The 17,093-nt window shown below is 38.2% G+C and carries 15 protein-coding genes; 5 read left to right on the forward strand and 10 right to left on the reverse strand.

From position 1 onward, the window contains the following. The first annotated feature begins 66 nt into the window (after positions 1–66). Positions 67–1,668, forward strand: a complete 1,602-nt coding sequence (gene rtcR / locus CQZ96_RS00145) for an RNA repair transcriptional activator RtcR (RefSeq protein ID WP_056511994.1) — start codon at positions 67–69, stop codon at positions 1,666–1,668. Between the two features lie 49 nt (positions 1,669–1,717). Here rtcR and CQZ96_RS00150 read toward each other — a convergent pair whose 3' ends face one another. Beyond that, a complete protein-coding gene (locus tag CQZ96_RS00150; protein ID WP_004719268.1) occupies positions 1,718–2,350 on the reverse strand; it encodes an alpha/beta hydrolase in 633 nt (210 codons plus the stop codon). Between the two features lie 124 nt (positions 2,351–2,474). Here CQZ96_RS00150 and yaaA point away from each other — a divergent pair, with 124 nt between their 5' ends. Further along, on the forward strand, positions 2,475–3,254 hold the full coding sequence (yaaA, locus tag CQZ96_RS00155; RefSeq protein ID WP_004719270.1) for a peroxide stress protein YaaA: 780 nt from the start codon (positions 2,475–2,477) through the stop codon (positions 3,252–3,254). 42 nt (positions 3,255–3,296) lie between these two features. Here the strand turns inward: yaaA and CQZ96_RS00160 are convergent, their stop codons facing one another. Next, the gene (locus CQZ96_RS00160) at positions 3,297–3,869 is read right to left on the reverse strand and encodes a hypothetical protein (RefSeq protein WP_056511990.1); all 573 of its coding nucleotides are present in this window, start codon (positions 3,867–3,869) and stop codon (positions 3,297–3,299) included. Between the two features lie 56 nt (positions 3,870–3,925). Here CQZ96_RS00160 and CQZ96_RS00165 point away from each other — a divergent pair, with 56 nt between their 5' ends. Then, positions 3,926–4,558 (forward strand): metal-dependent hydrolase, encoded by a 633-nt coding sequence (locus CQZ96_RS00165; protein ID WP_105713764.1) that lies wholly within the window; start codon positions 3,926–3,928, stop codon positions 4,556–4,558. 137 nt (positions 4,559–4,695) lie between these two features. After that, on the forward strand, positions 4,696–5,385 hold the full coding sequence (locus tag CQZ96_RS00170; RefSeq protein ID WP_105713763.1) for a hypothetical protein: 690 nt from the start codon (positions 4,696–4,698) through the stop codon (positions 5,383–5,385). Positions 5,386–5,422: 37 nt separating this feature from the next. Here CQZ96_RS00170 and CQZ96_RS00175 read toward each other — a convergent pair whose 3' ends face one another. Beyond that, a complete protein-coding gene (locus tag CQZ96_RS00175) occupies positions 5,423–5,860 on the reverse strand; it encodes a PaaI family thioesterase (protein ID WP_105713762.1) in 438 nt (145 codons plus the stop codon). Between the two features lie 108 nt (positions 5,861–5,968). Next, positions 5,969–6,214 (reverse strand): hypothetical protein, encoded by a 246-nt coding sequence (locus CQZ96_RS00180; RefSeq protein ID WP_004719281.1) that lies wholly within the window; start codon positions 6,212–6,214, stop codon positions 5,969–5,971. A 166-nt stretch (positions 6,215–6,380) separates the two neighbouring features. Here CQZ96_RS00180 and CQZ96_RS00185 point away from each other — a divergent pair, with 166 nt between their 5' ends. Further along, a complete protein-coding gene (locus tag CQZ96_RS00185; RefSeq protein WP_056511984.1) occupies positions 6,381–6,800 on the forward strand; it encodes a GFA family protein in 420 nt (139 codons plus the stop codon). A 108-nt stretch (positions 6,801–6,908) separates the two neighbouring features. On the opposite strand, the gene CQZ96_RS00190 is transcribed toward CQZ96_RS00185, so the two are convergent. The 6 genes from CQZ96_RS00190 to CQZ96_RS00215 form a co-directional block, all read right to left on the reverse strand. Beyond that, on the reverse strand, positions 6,909–8,921 hold the full coding sequence (locus tag CQZ96_RS00190) for a lipase family alpha/beta hydrolase (RefSeq protein WP_105713761.1): 2,013 nt from the start codon (positions 8,919–8,921) through the stop codon (positions 6,909–6,911). 103 nt (positions 8,922–9,024) lie between these two features. Beyond that, positions 9,025–9,951, reverse strand: a complete 927-nt coding sequence (locus tag CQZ96_RS00195; RefSeq protein ID WP_004719286.1) for an ABUW_2363 family tetratricopeptide repeat lipoprotein — start codon at positions 9,949–9,951, stop codon at positions 9,025–9,027. A 345-nt stretch (positions 9,952–10,296) separates the two neighbouring features. Further along, a complete protein-coding gene (gene cysE / locus CQZ96_RS00200; protein ID WP_105713760.1) occupies positions 10,297–11,121 on the reverse strand; it encodes a serine O-acetyltransferase in 825 nt (274 codons plus the stop codon). Next, positions 11,121–11,954 carry an RNA methyltransferase gene (locus CQZ96_RS00205; protein WP_004719290.1) on the reverse strand — a complete coding sequence of 278 codons (834 nt, stop codon included), beginning with the start codon at positions 11,952–11,954 and terminating at the stop codon, positions 11,121–11,123. The genes cysE and CQZ96_RS00205 overlap by 1 nt, the downstream gene beginning before the upstream one ends. 41 nt (positions 11,955–11,995) lie before the next feature. Then, complete coding sequence (gene dnaE / locus CQZ96_RS00210) at positions 11,996–15,568, reverse strand: DNA polymerase III subunit alpha (RefSeq protein WP_105713759.1); 3,573 nt, start codon at positions 15,566–15,568, stop codon at positions 11,996–11,998. A 467-nt stretch (positions 15,569–16,035) separates the two neighbouring features. Beyond that, complete coding sequence (locus CQZ96_RS00215) at positions 16,036–16,908, reverse strand: ATP-binding protein (protein ID WP_105713758.1); 873 nt, start codon at positions 16,906–16,908, stop codon at positions 16,036–16,038. Between the last annotated feature and the right edge of the window lie 185 nt (positions 16,909–17,093).

Raw genomic sequence — 17,093 nt, forward strand, 5'->3', positions numbered from 1 at the left:
TGATTTTTGACAAAATAAAACTATGCTTTAAGCAAGATATATAAAATTTTATAGATTTATAGAAATATGCAAAAATTTAAAAAAACAGTCGTGATTGGTTTTGTGGGTTCAACTTTAGATCAAGGGAAAAAACTTGATCGCTGGCAACGCTGGCGTCCCACCATGAGTTTGTTGATGCATGAAGATTTAGTGGTTGATGAGCTGGTTTTATTACATGATCGCCGAAATGTCAGCTTAATTGATCATTTGCGACAAGATGCTTTAGAAATTTCACCGCAAACCCAAATTACTGGCCATAAGATGAATATCCGTGATCCCTGGGATTTTTCGGATATGTATGGTGCATTATATGACTTTGTAAAATCATATTCTTTTGATACTGAGAACAATCATTATCTATTACATATCACCACAGGTACGCATGTTGCGCAAATATGTTGGTATTTATTAATTGATGCGCATTATTTACCAGCCAAACTCATTCAAAGTGCACCTACAGGTAAACAACAACCTGAGGGTGAATATCGTATTATAGATTTAGATTTATCTCGATATGCAGCATTAACCCAGCGGTTTGAACATGAACAATCTGAAAATTGGCAGCAGTTAAAAGCCAATATTGCCACGAAGAACCAAAACTTTAATCAAATGATTCAAGAAGTAGAACTGGTTGCAACACGCTCAAGTGCGCCAATTTTGATTATGGGTGCAACAGGGGTCGGTAAGTCGCATTTAGCTAAGCAAATTTATCAATTGAAAAAGGAAAAATTTCATCTTTCTGGGCGCTTTATTGATGTGAACTGCGCAACGCTGGTTGGTGATAGTGCGATGTCGACATTATTTGGTCATAGTAAAGGTGCATTTACAGGTGCTATTGCAGCACGTACTGGTTATTTAAAAAGTGCGGATAATGGCATTTTATTTCTCGATGAAATCGGCGAGCTAGGGTTGGATGAGCAAGCCATGTTGCTCAAGGCCTTGGAGGATAAGTCATTCTTTCCTGTAGGAAGTGATAAAGAGGTTCAGGCTGACTTTCAGTTGATTGCTGGAACCAATCGAGATTTACGTGAGGAAGTCCGTGCAGGGCGGTTCCGTGAAGATCTATGGGCTCGCTTAAATACATGGACCTTCTTTTTACCGAGCTTAAAAGATCGTGTGGAAGATATTGAACCGAACATCACCTTTGAGTTACAGCGTTTTGCTGTTGCGCATCAACGGCAGTTACGTTTTCATACCGATGCCTTAGAAAAATATTTAAAATTTGCGCAATCTTTAGACGCCAGTTGGCAAGGGAATTTTCGTGATTTAACTGCAAGCGTGACACGTATGGCGACTTTAGCCAATGGTGAGCGTATTGGTTTACATGAAGTAAATGCTGAGATTGGCCGACTACAACAAATTTGGAATATTGCTGAAAATAAAGAGGCTTTAACCCAATCGTCACTGATGAAAATTTTAAGTGCTGAACAAGTGGCGCAGATTGATGAATTTGATCGTATTCAATTGCAGGGGGTGATTGATGTTTGCCAAAAATCGAAATCCATGGCCGATGCTGGACGGCGTTTATTTTCTGTATCTCGCGAGCAAAGACAAACCACCAACGACAGCGATCGCGTGAAAAAGTATTTGGCGAAATTTGGTTTGAGTTGGGATGATGTGAACGGATAAATAAAGTGAATCACTCACCTTATTTATCCTAAATTTTTTAAATTCAGATTTATGGCACAAGAAGAAAACGCGAAATTGCGATTCTTAACTGCTTTAAATAACCTGTAAAGAAATGGTTTGCACCTGGCAATACTGTGATCAAATGACGTTGTGGTTTCGCCCATTCAAGCAAATCAGAGAGTTTAGTCGTCGGATCTGCTTCACCGTGTACAAACAGGATATCGCCTTTAATTGCTGGGGTAACATAATGACGTAGACCATCTACAGTGGATGTTGGTAAACCACATAAGATCACTTGTTGCGGTTTAATTTCATCAGGGAGCGCATGATAGGCTTTTGCCATTACATGTGCACCAAAACTAAAACCGCCAACATAGAAAGGTAGACTTTTGTGTAATTGTCTAACGTGTCTAATGACCTCTAGAATATCTTCAGTTTCAGCAAAGCCTTCATCATGGATTCCATCGCTTTGTCCAGAACCGCGAAAACTTGGGCGATAGACCACACAACCCTGTTCAGAGAGGATTTGTGCAAGTAAAGCAGGAACTTTATGTTGAGGTGTACCACCTTGCAGTGGGTGAGGATGACAAACGACAGCAAAACCTTTTACTTCGCCCACAGGATAGTCAACAAAAACTTCAATTTTGCCAACCGAACCTTGAATGAACAGTTGTTCGGACATAATTTAAACGATCATAAGCAGGGAAGTGCGATAGTTTACCGATTCTGTTCACAGAAAACATGAATTGGAATTAAAATATCCCGACTGTTATAGTTTGATTAGTTATTTTTTGATCAGGAAGACCATGCTCGCCTTAATTTCCCCTGCTAAGACACTCGATTACCAGTCAGCACTCCCGACCGATACGCACACTCTACCAAGACTGCTGGATCAATCTCAACAGCTTATAGACCTAAGTCGTAAACTCTCCGCTTCAGATATTGCCAGTTTGATGAGTGTCAGTGAAAAAATTGCCAATCTCAATGCGGAGCGTTTTCGTGACTGGAATGCTGACTTTAGTTTTGCCAACGCGCGACAAGCAATTTTTGCATTTAAAGGCGATGTTTATACAGGTCTGGATGCTTATAGTTTGTCGCAAGACGATCTCAATTTTGCGCAAGATCATTTACGCAGCTTATCCGGTCTATATGGCTTATTACGTCCTCTTGATTTAATGATGCCGTATCGTTTGGAAATGGGAATAAAACTTGCCAATACCCGTGGTCATAATCTTTATGAGTTTTGGGGGGATCGAATTACCGATTTGATCAATCAGGATTTGCAACAAAGCGGCTCAACGTTATTGGTCAATATTGCTTCTGATGAATACTATAAATCGGTCAAGGAAGCAAAAATTCAGGCTGATATTATTAAACCAGTATTCTTAGATCAGAAGAATGGTAAATATAAAGTGATTAGCTTCTATGCTAAAAAAGCGCGTGGCTTAATGGCTCGATACATCATTCAAAATCAATTGAAAAAAATGGATGATCTTAAATCCTTTAATACTGATGGTTATTATTTCGATGCCGAGAGTTCATTGAAAGGTGAACTGGTATTTAAGCGTGATGAGCAAGTTGCTTAAGTATTTCAATCGTTTAATGTATTGAAAGAGAGTTGGCTTGCTTTAAGCCAGCTCTTTTTCAAAAATAATGTATTCATGACCAAGCGAATTTACCGCTTTGATTTGAACAAAATCAAAGCCATCTAATTTTAATCTCTCAACAGAAATTATTTCCCCCGAAATAAGCTCAATTTCACCGTCTTGATTGAGAAAATCATCTAGTTCTTCATCATAATCTATATTGTGATAGACACTAAAAATGATCTCGAATTGATCCTGATTGTCCTGATCTTTATAAAAATGGATTAACGGTCTTTCGGTGATTTGTTTATGTGTAAACTCATCGCAGAACATGGGATCATAGCCATGTTGCGTACCATCAAAAAGTAAAATTTCTTCATTGCTTTCTACATCTACCGCGTAGATGAGTTCTGGTGCAAAGTCTGTCCCACAAATGAGCTGATATTCTTCAAAAATATCTCCATAATATTTGATTTTAAATCTTTTATTTTGTGTGGAGGACTGTATTTGACCTCGCCATTCAATATCAATGAGATCTTGAAAATAGTCAGCGTGTTTATAACAAGCAAATTTGTCTAAATGAGAAGGGGCTAAAAATTTTGATTTATTGATCATGGGATAACAGCCAAAAATGTTGTATTAATATATAAAGTCTTAGATGTTCTATAAATATGATCATAGCTAAAACAGAAAATTACCTCAAACCATTCAATCAATATTGGGCTGAATTTGCGAATCAGATAGAAATCGAAACAGAGCAGTGTATTTTTTTACAGCAGTTGCTTGTTGCTGCTTATACTGAGCCACAACGTCATTATCATACGGTTCAACATATTGTCGAATGCCTTGAGTTATTTCACCAAGTAAAAGCGCAATTGAATGATCCTGTTGCTGTTGAGTTGGCAATTTGGTTTCATGATGCCGTTTATAATCCACAAGTAAAAGATAATGAACAACAAAGTGCTCAATTAATGTACAAGCATTGTGTGGGTATTTTAACGCAATCGGTCTTAGACAAAGTTTCTCAATGGATCATTGCAACACAAGAGCATCAACCGTCTAAACAGCATGATTTAAATTATTTACTTGATATCGATTTAGCAATTTTAGCTAGCTCTGTTGAACGTTTTGCAGAATATGAACAGCAAATTCAACAAGAATACGCGTGGGTTGATGCAGAAATCTATAAAGTCAAAAGAGCAGAAGTTTTACAGCATTTTTATCAAATGCAACCTTTGTATCAGACTGAATATTTTAGAAAACATTTTGAGCAAAATGCGAAAGTAAATTTGTCAAAATTTTAAAAGTGAATTTATCTCAGAGCAGAAATCGTTATTATTCGGTCTTTTATAAATTTGCTGATTTCATTTTTATAGTTAAATTTCATAACTTTAAGTATTTATTTTATTAAGAAACCTTAGTTTATATTTAGGAAAATATTTTGAACATTGTCAATATTTTGAGTTTATCAGGGCTTGTTTTCTTAAGCGCTTGTTCTCAACAAAATTCTCAGAATGCAGCTCCAGCGGAGTCTACGAAAAAAGCAGCGATTGCAGCAGATAATAATGACAAAGTTGATCGTGCAAAAGCTGATACAGGAAAGGCAAGCAGTGAAGTTGAAGTCGAAATTCCTACGACTTTTACTGAAGCAAAAATAGAGCATAAATCTAAAGGATTAAATTATCCTGATGAGCTTATACAGCAGGTAAAAGATGCGCAGAAACATTGTAAGCAAGCTGTAGCGGTTGATATGAAAGATGTTGTTACGGTTGTGGATTTAATTGGGGATGATCAGCCAGAATATATTTATGAACCTGACTCGATTAGGTGTGTTGAAGATGGTGTATTTAGAGGGCATGGGGGAGATCAGCTGGTGATCTATCAATCTAAAGATCATAAAACCATACAAGAAATTTTTAACAGTGCGGTATTTTCTTATCAGATTATCAATAATCAAGCCAAAGCTATCGTTCAAGTCGAAGTTGGTGGGGGATATTGTGGGCAAAACATGGCAGAAATTAGCCGTGCAGAAGCAATCAATTGTAAGCGTAATCTGGAATGGGATGAGAGCCTAAAACAGCTGAAGATGGGTAAGATGTATGTTGATGAGCCTAAGGCTAATGCTGCTTAGAGTGCTATTCAATATAAATAGCACTCTAAGCAGCCAGTTATGCACGAATAATCATACAGGTCGCTGTTGCATGTGCATATAATTTGCCATCTTCATCGACCAATTTCCCTTCAGAAATGGCAAGACTTTTACTTAAATTAATCAACTGTCCAATAGCAAATAATTGCTTATTTTGAGGTACAGGGCGGCACATTTTTACATTTAAATCGATGGTCCCATAACCTACGCCTGCCTCTAGGGTGGTATGTACTGCACAACCTGTTGCTGAGTCTAAAACTGTTGCTGCAAAACCACCATGTACGCCACCTAAAGGATTTAAATGACGCTGATCCGCTTTGACTTTAAAACTTGCATGACCATGAGAAATTTCATGTAAATCCATCGGGATGGTTTCACTAATCGATGCTCTAGGAATTTGTCCAGCAACCATTGCTTGTAGAAATTCAAGCCCTGTCATTTCTTTTGGGTGTTTCATATATTTATCCTTTATATGGGGTTCTAAAAGAGAACTTAAAATAAAATATGATGTTGAGGGATTTACTGTCAAACTTTTTATTGAATTTGAACGATTGAGTTGATCTTTTTAATGTTCAAAATCGTAGAATTTTTCAATATGGTTGGATTGATGAATGATTTTTAAATCAATTCTTTCACCCGTTGCCCACGTGGCAATCGATGCTTGTAAGTCGACATCAATAATATCGAGCTCTTTACATAAGGTTTGATCACTTTCAATCACAATGAATTGAGGTGATTGTGTCTTTAGACACTTTGCAATATACCGTTGAATATTTTGGAGCTGATAAACATCTATAATTTTATAACGCATACTTTTCCAAATATTATATTTAAATTGTTGTATTGACTAATTTAGAGCGAATCATTTCGCTTTTCAATTAAAAAACATCCGTATGATAAAAAATATCTGTTTCACTATAATTTCACTACATCATTGTAGTATCTTTATGGAAAATTTATAAAACAAGGAAATCATTATGAAAGGGCAATGTGTTTGTGGGGCAACAACTTTTACGGTTGAATTAAAAAATCATGATGTTCATGCGTGTCATTGTTCAATTTGCAGAAGACAAACGAGCGGTGTAATTATGACGATTGATGTCGAACAGGGCAGTTTACAGTTTTCTCAAGATGAGCACTTAAGTATTTATAATTCTTCTGATTGGGGCGAGCGAGGTTTTTGTAACTGCTGTGGCACAAATTTATTTTGGCGGACTAAAGACCAAAGTTATTGCAATATCAATGCATTTGCATTGGATCAACAGCCTCAAGATATAAAATTCGATATGGAAATTTTTATAGACAATAAACCTGAGTTTTATGCTTTTAACAATGACACAAAAAAACTAACCGAAGCAGATGTAATCGCGCTTTTTGCAGGAACCACTGATTTATAAATAAGTTATTCACTGATTCTGATAAGACCTTAGGTTTTTATAAAACCAATAATTCCATGCCAGCCAATTTAAAATTGACTGGCATTTTTATGTGCTTGGATGCTGAGTTTAAGGTTTATAAAGCCCAAGTTCCGTCAAATGTAATCTTAAAATCCGTCTAAGTTCCAATACGGCTTCAGGTGTCTCTTGGATCGAATGACCACCTTTGATAATTTTCTCAGATACTGCGCCATCCAAATGTGAGCTGGTATATGGAACGATTCCATCCGTCATCACGTTAGGATCTGTGCTATTGGTAATATTCCCCATAATTGAATGATAGATCATGTCTTTCTTAGGCATAACGTTTTCAGTCAATTTGGTGAAGTTTGAGCTATGGCTTAAGTCACTTGGACCATTTTGAATCAGTCCATGCCCAACATCTTTTAAAAAGTTTTTTGCATTTAAATCACGGTCATCAATAGAGTCAGCTAAGGCCCCTAAGAATGCACCTGGCAGCTTAATAATCCGACGGGCAGCCAAAGTGAACCAGCGATCAGCAAATGCAGTACCACGATGTGGTGCTGAAATAAAAATAGCACGATCAAAATTAGGCACAGATTGAATAGTCAAACGAGATTTGAACATTGGATCATCTTTAAATTTATCAAATTTACGATTGTTCAACATCTTTAAGGCGGGTTGTGTCAGATTGGCATCACTGACTAATAAGCGCGCAATAATCCCGCCCATACTATGCCCAATCAACACGGCATCTTTAGCAGAAGCAGAATTTTGATTAATTGAAGCAAAACCTTGATTAATGATAGCATTGATCTGAAAACGGCTTTCTAATATTGGCATATTGGTTGAATAAAAAACCTGCCAAACTTGATAGTGCTCACGCAATACATTGTCGCCCATAATATCATTGGTTAAACGAATCCAAGCTTCAGGGCTACTGGCTAAACCGTGTACCAAAACAATCACTTTTTTATTCGGGTTGTACGGTTCAAGCATATATAAATGAGGCATGGTCAGGCTTTGATCACGATCGATTAAGCTAAGATAAGCCGCAATACCTAAGTTATTTTGAGCCAGCCATAGACCATAGGGAGCTGAAAAGTTTGCAGCAAGCGGGTATTGTTTGCCACCAATTTTTAAATTTTCAATGCTATAAGGATCATAAACATTCAGTTGAAAGTTTGGGTTGTGTAAGATGTTTTGTAGTGATTCATTTGCATTTTCAGGTTGTGCTGCAATACTAACCGATAAATAACGGGGTTGATGAATATTGGGATTCATGCCATTTTTGTATTTATAATCAAGTGGATTCACAATATATTTGTTTTCTTCAGGTGCTGTCGTGTTGGGTAAAATTGCGACAAATTCTGCACCGAAACCGTCTCTACGGTTGATCGAACGTAAACCTGAAAAGTTTAAATTATAGCTTGAAACAAGATCCTCAAGTTCAATCTGAGCCAGTGCAGGGTAACCATTAAAGTTAATGCGATAAGTGCTTTTGCCAACTTTAATTTGTTTTGCTACTTTTTGGTTTTTATTTCTTACGGCATATGTCGAAATCAGTTTAGCTAAAGCCTGATTATAAAAGTCACGTATCTGAACTTGTCGGTTATTAAAAATACGGTCTTGAGGTTGGCGTTCAGTTTTAAATAAATAGGCATAACTATAGCGGATGCTGTTATCTAACATTACCATTTGCTGATCTAAACATTGCTCATAGTTTTTCTGCGAGGCTTGTTGTTTATCAGTGGATTGATGCTTAGAAAAAAGACTGACTTTACAATCTGATGAGTCGCCAAGATTGATTGCTTTGGTTAAGTAAATTTCACTTGCGGTCGAAAGCAGTTGTTCATCCTGAATCTGTGGGATTTCAGCTAAATCTGCCACACATTTTTCGGGTTCATCTGTACAAGATTTGGCTTCTCGTCCAGTCATCGACAAGACATTTAAGCTGGCTTCACTCATTTTTGAACGTGTCAAAATGCTGTCACGTTCATTGGTAATGGTTACATTCACCTTTTGATTTTTTACACTGACAACTTGGCATCCAGATAAAATCAATGGGCTCATTGCTAAAGCACAAAGCAAAATATTGTTTTTTGAGTATTGCATAATCATTAACTAGATCAATCTTTGTCTGAATCATACGTTAGTTTTATTCAATTTATAAACAAAAAAATAGACTGAATGTTCAGCCTATTTTTTTCAAAAATTTATAAATTTATTTTGCTAGAGCTGGGTTTTTCAAAACCTGCCAAACGTTGTAACGACCTTGCTTTTCAATTTCTTGAATTAAGCGATCTGCAACTTCAGCTTCTTCTGGGTATTTCACTTTATAGTTTTTCAAGGTTTGGATCGCATTTTTCTTTTGCTCCATACCAATAAAGTTGTTTGCAGAAGATAAATAGGCTTCTTGAACACCTTGTTTGATGGCTTTATCTAAATATGGAATCGCTTCTTTTTGACCGCCACCTTCAGATAAAGAGAAACCAAACCACAAGTTTGCTTCAGCATCATCTTTGTTGATTTTAAGAATACGTTGAGCATACTCTAATGACTTGGTGGTATAAGAAGAACCTAGGTCAAGGTTACGTCCCAAAACACTGGCTTTAAATGCACGAATCAAAATATCAAAAGAAGCATTTGGTGCTGCAGCTAATTGGTCAAGCTGAGTAGAGACTTCTTTCAACTTAGCTTCAAAGCCTTTACGTTCTTTACGATCACTAAATTGTGGTGGGTAATGACGTGCTTTGCCTTCAACCATTTGTAAGAAATCATCAATTGCAGTGATGTCAATTTCATTGTTTCCAGCAAGTACTGCATATTTCATAGCACGTTGTGAGCTATTTACTGTAGGTACAATCAATTTATTGGTATCTAAAATGATTTTTTGGCTTGGATTTGCAGGATCAGTAACTTCGAGTTTGTTTACAGGTTGAGCCGATGCTTTTTTTAACTCTAATTCAAAAACAGGCGGTTGCGAGTAATCGAAAGGGTTTAATGCATAGAACGGAGGAGACAATTCAGGCTCAGTGTAAATAAAAGGCTCGTTTGCATCTATTTTATTTTGTTGCTTGGTGGGTGTTGTTGAACACGCAGTAAGTAATGATGTTGCGAGCAATGCATATGCCAAAGGCTTAATCGTCATGTGTTTCTTCCATTAATTTATATTAAAAAACGTGCATGCGCATCAGTCTATGAAAAGACGTCTGAACATGCAACTTGATTTGGTTCGTATTATTAAAAATTATACATTACAGTCTATTGACACTTCATTTTGTGAAGTAGTTGGGGCTGTTGACATTTCATAAATGGCTTGCGTTGTAGGCTAAAATTGAGCAGGCAAGGCAGGAAACGAAGAGAATAGCGAGACTATTTTCGAGTTTCATAACGTAGACTGAGATAATTTTAGCCACAACCCTGAGCAAGAACAAAGCACTGTTTTGTTTGCAGCGCAAGGCGTAGACGAATTGTCAACAGACCCTAAGCAACCTTATGCTTTCGATGAGTGGTTTTGTGCTGCACATTCACGTCTAACTTCTTCAATAATTTTGATTTCATCATCACTCAAAGGCTGTTCAATATTGTGCTGTAAATTGAACGTTGGGTCTAAAAGTGATAAACGCTGGCACAAACTATTGATGCGTTTTTCATTTTGTTCCAAACGATCTAACAGAACACGCATGCCGTCCAGCATAGGGTCGGATTGTTCTGGTACGGCTGCATAGGCTTGAAATTCTGTGTTTTCAATGCCACTGCTCATTTCTTCTGGACAACTTGGTTCTGGTGTAGTGACGATTTCTTTATCTTTGCTAATAAAGCGAGCAGGGTTGCCTACCGCAGTGACGCCATCAGGTACAGCTTTAGTTACAACAGCATTTGAGCCTACTTTGGCATTTTTACCGACCACAAAAGGACCTAGGATTTTTGCACCAGCACCTACTACAACACCATCTGCTAAAGTCGGATGACGTTTACCTTTATTCCATGTCGTGCCGCCTAAAGTCACCCCATGATACAAGGTGACATCATCACCAATTTCTGCTGTCTCACCAATCACCACACCCATGCCATGATCGATAAAAAAGCGTTTACCTATTTTAGCGCCAGGGTGAATCTCAATACCTGTTGCAAAACGACTAAAAGAAGACAAAATGCGCGCTGAAGTTTTACAATCTTTTTCCCATAATTCATGGGCAACACGATGCATGATTAATGCATGTATCCCAGGATATGTGGTTAAAACTTCAAATGTATTACGCGCAGCAGGATCTCGCGCAAATACAGCTTGGATATCTTCTTTAAGCTGTTTTAGCATTAGTTTTGATCCTCATCTTTTGACTTTTTCCATGTACCATTATTCAAGGCTTGAACTCGGCTAAAAATGCCTCTTAATAAATGATATTCCATCTTATCTAATTGTATACGCCCAAATAATCGACGCAAGCGTAAAGGCAGTAAACGCGGGTTTTTAGGGTCTAAAAACTCGATATCAGCCAACATTTTTTCGATATGCGGATAAAACTGTTCCATTTGCTCATGTGTGACCAAAGGTTCATCCCAATGCATATCTTCTGAATCTGTTACCCGCATCACCGCTTCAGTATCCAGTTTCTTATCAGCCAGTTCTAATGTTGCCATACGCATTTCATAGCACAGTACCTGAATTGCTTGAGCAACATTTAACACACCATAATCACTATTTACTGGGACTGTGACATGAAAGTTTGCCAGCGCAAGTTCTTCATTGGTTAAACCACGATCTTCACGACCGAAGACAATAGCGATTTCTTGTTGGTGTTGGATAACAGCTTGCATTGATTTTTGCGCCGCAGGGCGTGCATCAAGCAAAGGCCACGGAATGGTGCGACTACGTGCACTGGTTCCAAATACGATATGACAATCTTTAATGGCATTTTCTAAGCTGTCGACAATTTCAATTTGCTCGATCAGATCTGCTGCGCCAGCCGCTAACGCATCTATATCAGGGTGAGGGTAGGTTTTAGGCGCAACGAGCACAAGTTTGGTTAAGCCCATTGTTTTCATCGCACGTAGAGCACTTCCGATATTGGCAGGAAGTGTCGTATTGACCATGACAATACGTACATGACTTAAATGCTGTGAAATCACAGCATTGTCGAAAATATCCATGAATATTCCAAAATATTAAGCTTTAAATTCAAATAGGGAGGTTAGGAGAATTGGCCTGCATCTGCCATATAGTCATCCATTGCATCATCCATACTCATATTTTCTGGCGGTGGTGCAACTTGAGTCGGTTGGGCAAGTCCACGATGATCCACGGCTTTTGCCGCTTTAGATTTGACTTGGTATTCAATATGAATAGATTCTTTACCAAAGTAATCACGTAATTTAGAAAGTAACTCATCCAATGGGGCAACTTTCCATTGTTGCCCTAAATGTAACTCAGCCGTGGCATAGTCATAATCTAACTGAATCTGCATTGGAATGTGTTGACACATATCGACATTACAGAAAGGCAGTAAGATCTTTTGAATATCCGAGGCTAAAGTTTTCGTCATCACTTCTGTATTCAGTGTTATGGCAATGCTATTAGCACGCTTTTGTCGAATTTCATTGAGGGTGAATGCTTTGGTCAAACGCCCCATAGGACGGTCAAAACCTTCACGTTCATAAATTTCACCTTCAATCACCACCACTTTTTCATTTTGAATGATGTCTTTAAAGCGTTGGAAGCGTTCATGATTCGCAGAGACTTCGATACGTGCTGTACCGTCATCAAGGGTAATCATCATCCGATTCGGGAAATTGGCAATATCGACCACTAAACCTGCGAAAACAGTAGTCACACCACGACGAGTAGGGGTTAATTCATTAATTTTATTTGGAATAAAGGATTTTAATTCTGCACGATAGACATCAATTGGATGACCTGTCAGATATAAACCCAATGTATCTTTTTCGCCTTTTAGACGCACTTCATCAGACCACGGTTTTACAGGTTTAGCTGGCTTACGTTGAACCTCTTCAACTTCACCAAATAAGTCCATAATGCCCGTTTCACGATTAGAACGTGCCTGTTCAGCGGCTTGGACAGCTTCTGGAAGTTGAGCCATTAAACTTGAGCGTTCAATTCCCAAACAGTCCAGTGCGCCAGCGCGAATCAATGCTTCCAATGTTCTTTTATTGATTTTTTTCAAATCTACACGGTGGCAGAAATCAAATAAATCTTTAAAAGGACCATCTTGCTCACGTGAATCAATCACGGATTGCATGGCCTGTTCGCCGACACCTTTAATTGCACCTAAACCATAAATAATGGTGTTTACATCACTGGCATAGAATTGGTAGAACGACATATTTACCGATGGCGGCAATACCACTAAGTTGTTGATTCGGCAGTCATCAATTAAAAATACAATGTTATCTGTATTTTGCATTTCCGAAGACATGACCGCAGCCATAAATTCAGAAGGGTAATGTGCTTTTAACCAAGCCGTTTGATAGGCAACTAAAGCATACGCAGCGGCATGTGATTTGTTAAAACCATAGCCTGCGAATTTTTCCATATAGTCAAAGATATGGTTGGCTGTACCTTCATCAATATCTTTTTTCGCAGCACCTTCAATAAAGGTGGCACGTTGCTTGACCATTTCCTCGACTTTCTTTTTACCCATCGCACGACGAAGTAAATCTGCACCACCCAGTGTATAGCCTGCACAGAACTGTGCGGCTTGCATCACCTGTTCCTGATATACCATGATCCCATAAGTGGGTTCGAGTACACTTTCTAACAGCGGATGTAAGTATTCAAACTCACCACCATGCATACGATGGATAAAGTCGGGGATAAGGTCCATTGGACCCGGTCGATATAAGGATACGAAGGCAATAATTTCTTCAAATTTACTTGGGCGTGCTTCTTTAAGCATTTTTTTCATGCCCACGGATTCAAACTGGAATACCGCGGTGGTATTTGCGTCAGCAAATACTGCATAGGATTTAGGATCGTCCAAAGGAATGTTTGAAATATTTAACGGCTTATCAGATTGAATACGCTTATTAATATTTTGAATCGCATCTTCAATTACAGTAAGGTTACGTAAGCCCAAGAAGTCGAATTTTACTAGGCCCGCAGCTTCTACATCATCTTTATCGAATTGGGCAACCCGTCCTGTGCCATCAGCTTCACACAAAATTGCCGAATAATCGGTGATTTTGGTTGGTGCGATGACCACACCACCTGCGTGTTTACCTGTATTACGGGTAATGCCTTCAAGCTTGAGCGCCATTTCCCAGATTTCAGCAGCATCATCATAATCTGGGTTGGATGGATTGGTCACAATATCTTTAAGTTGTGGTTCAGCCTCAATAGATTCTTCTAAGGTGAGACCTAAAGGTTTAGTCGGAATCATTTTAGAAATACGATCTGCTAAACCATAAGATTTACCTAAAACCCGTGCTACATCTCGAATCGCACCTTTAGCAGCCATGGTACCGAAGGTTGCAATCTGAGAAACCGCATCACGACCATAATGGCGTGCCACATAATCGATGACCTTATCACGCCCAGCGATACAGAAATCGATATCAAAGTCGGGCATGGATACACGTTCTGGGTTTAAGAAACGTTCGAAGAGTAGGTCATAACGCAGCGGGTCTAAGTCAGTAATTTTTAAACTATAAGCGACGAGTGAGCCTGCACCTGAACCACGACCGGGACCTACAGGAACCCCATTGTTTTTAGACCATTGAATAAAGTCCATGACGATGAGGAAGTAACCGGGGAAATCCATTTTATTGATAATGCCAAGCTCATAGGCCAGACGTTCATCATAAGGCTTACGAATTTCAGCCCAATCTTCATCACGCGTTTCAATAGGGTAAAGGAAGTCTAAGCGTTCTTCTAAACCAATTTCAGAGAGATGCTCAAAGTAAGAATGGATGGTATGACCTTCCGGAATTGGATAGTCTGGTAGGTCATGGAATCCTAAACGGAGTGAAACTGTACAACGCTTTGCAATTTGTAAGGTATTTTCTATCGCACTTGGAATATCTGCAAACAGCTGAATCATTTCAGCAGAGGTTTTAAAATATTGCTCAGGGCTGTAATGCTTAGGACGTTTACTATCGCCTAGAACATAACCATCTGCGATGCAAACGCGTGCTTCATGTGCTTCATAATCTTCTGGTCTAACAAAATGCACATCATTATGTGCCACAACACCAATATTATATTTTGCAGCGAGTTTAACCGCTTCTTCATTGAAGCTTTCTTCTAATGGGCGACCTGTACGCGTGAGTGCTAAATAAACACGATTGCCAATTTTTTCGATCCATTGTTCTAACAGCGGTTCGGCTTTTTCAGGATAAGCTGCACAGAGCATTTCTCCGACATCACTATGTAGGCCCAAAAGTACAATAAGGTCTTCAGACTGTTCAAGCACCCATTCTTTTTGTACACATGGAATCGACAGCTGTTGTCCTTCAATAAAGCCGCGAGAGACAATTTCAGTCAACCCACGCCAGCCTTTATTGGTCATTGCCAGTAAGGTTGCTTTATGGTTTGCATCGTTTAATCGAATTACACTGCCGAAAATAGGTTTAATCCCTTTCCCCAGCGATTTGTTATAAAACTTAACAGCTGCATGCAGGTTGGATAGGTCTGTAATGGCTAAAGCAGGCATTTCATCAGATGCGGCAGCTTTAATCAGATCAGGTATACGTACGATCGATTCTGTAATCGAGAATTCGGTATGAATACCAAGATGAACAAACTGCATAGACCTATCCTATATGAAACTGTCGGCTATTTTATCACGCTTAAACTGTGATGTGCTGAAATAAAATGTTCTGGATGAATTATTGCTTTGTGTTTAAGTATTTGAAATATATTTAAATATACTGAATTTTTTAATTTTGGCTTTTAGTTGCATGATTAACCAGCAGTCAGCTTGAGTTGTGTGTTGATGGTCTTTTTTACATAGAAACGAATAATTTAAGCTTTATTTGAATGATATGGGTTGAAAGAAACAGGGTAATCCATTCAAGCTATTGTTATCAAATGAGACAAAGATACAGTGAGATTTTATCGGGTGATAAATGGGTTTAGCATGAATGAGCTTATTGGACGTTTTGATATCGCTATTTGCTTAGCTTACTTATTCTTATCGCATATGATCTAACTGATAAATAATAAAAGCCCTGACTATTATTCAGTTAGGGCTTTGTATATCTAAAAAAGTCGGGCTTATAAAGCCTTTAAACGTTCTGAACCAATCCAATGTTTAGAAAATTGATATGCTGCACGCCCTGAGCGTTGACCACGAGCTTGACACCATCTTAATGCTTCAGCACGTACATCATCAGCAAAGGGCATGTCTGCTTTTGTTAAATAGTGCTCCACAATTTCTAAATAAAGATTTTGATCCATCGGATAAAACGACAACCACATACCGAAACGATCTGATAAAGAAATCTTTTCTTCGATGGCTTCTTGTGGGTGCAACTCTTTATATTGCGGCACATCGACTTTGGTTACAGGCGTGTTTTCATGCATAAATTCAGGTAATAAATGACGACGGTTACTGGTCGCGTAAATCACAAAATTACTTGAGCCAGATTGTAGCGAGCCATCTAAGACACTTTTTAAACTACGATAATTTTCATCTTCAGCATTAAATGCCAAGTCATCACAATAAACGATGAACTTTTCTGGACGATCTTTAATAATTTTTTGAATTTCTGGCAAGTCTGACAAATCATCTCGTTCAATTTCAATTAAACGTAAGCCTTGTTCTGCATACTGGGTAAGTAAAGAACGGACAATGGATGATTTTCCTGTACCGCGTGAGCCAGTCAGTAAAATATCGTTGGCCGGTAAGCCGTGTAGAAATTGTTCAGTATTTTGTAAAATTTTAGCTTTCTGACGTTCAATCCCTTTAAGATCATCCAAATGCATTGCTTTCGGGTTATAAATCGCTTTGAGTTGTTTATCGTGCCACCTAAAAGCCACTGCTTCAAAGTCGGTATCCTTTTTTGTTTCAGGAAGGACTTGATGTAACTGATCAAGAACAGTGGATAATTTTTGGATGATATTGTCAGGTAAGTCGAAAGTTGCCATATCCGTTCGCTATTTTCAGAAATTACAATGTGTGGTTGATATTAGCACAGTAATTTTATTGAGCTAATCTCAATAGGCGATAATTGGAATCTAAAGCAAGAATTAAATGACTTATGGTAATTGATTATCTGGTTATTTTTCAGCATAGTTTATCGACAGGTATCTAAAAGTGTCGGATTAAAAAT

It is taken from the genome of Acinetobacter sp. MYb10, from assembly GCF_002980175.2.
In the GTDB taxonomy this organism is placed as follows: domain Bacteria; phylum Pseudomonadota; class Gammaproteobacteria; order Pseudomonadales; family Moraxellaceae; genus Acinetobacter; species Acinetobacter guillouiae.

Bases quoted from the DNA above. Each gene is read 5' to 3' on its own strand.
- CQZ96_RS00215 (WP_105713758.1), bottom strand. From the start codon at position 16,908: ATGGCAACTTTCGACTTACCTGACAATATCATCCAAAAATTATCCACT.
- CQZ96_RS00190 (WP_105713761.1), bottom strand. From the start codon at position 8,921: ATGATTATGCAATACTCAAAAAACAATATTTTGCTTTGTGCTTTAGCA.
- CQZ96_RS00165 (WP_105713764.1), top strand. From the start codon at position 3,926: ATGATCATAGCTAAAACAGAAAATTACCTCAAACCATTCAATCAATAT.
- CQZ96_RS00205 (WP_004719290.1), bottom strand. From the start codon at position 11,954: ATGGATATTTTCGACAATGCTGTGATTTCACAGCATTTAAGTCATGTA.
- CQZ96_RS00180 (WP_004719281.1), bottom strand. From the start codon at position 6,214: ATGCGTTATAAAATTATAGATGTTTATCAGCTCCAAAATATTCAACGG.
- yaaA (WP_004719270.1), top strand. From the start codon at position 2,475: ATGCTCGCCTTAATTTCCCCTGCTAAGACACTCGATTACCAGTCAGCA.
- CQZ96_RS00185 (WP_056511984.1), top strand. From the start codon at position 6,381: ATGAAAGGGCAATGTGTTTGTGGGGCAACAACTTTTACGGTTGAATTA.
- cysE (WP_105713760.1), bottom strand. From the start codon at position 11,121: ATGCTAAAACAGCTTAAAGAAGATATCCAAGCTGTATTTGCGCGAGAT.
- CQZ96_RS00160 (WP_056511990.1), bottom strand. From the start codon at position 3,869: ATGATCAATAAATCAAAATTTTTAGCCCCTTCTCATTTAGACAAATTT.
- dnaE (WP_105713759.1), bottom strand. From the start codon at position 15,568: ATGCAGTTTGTTCATCTTGGTATTCATACCGAATTCTCGATTACAGAA.
- CQZ96_RS00175 (WP_105713762.1), bottom strand. From the start codon at position 5,860: ATGAAACACCCAAAAGAAATGACAGGGCTTGAATTTCTACAAGCAATG.
- CQZ96_RS00195 (WP_004719286.1), bottom strand. From the start codon at position 9,951: ATGACGATTAAGCCTTTGGCATATGCATTGCTCGCAACATCATTACTT.
- rtcR (WP_056511994.1), top strand. From the start codon at position 67: ATGCAAAAATTTAAAAAAACAGTCGTGATTGGTTTTGTGGGTTCAACT.
- CQZ96_RS00150 (WP_004719268.1), bottom strand. From the start codon at position 2,350: ATGTCCGAACAACTGTTCATTCAAGGTTCGGTTGGCAAAATTGAAGTT.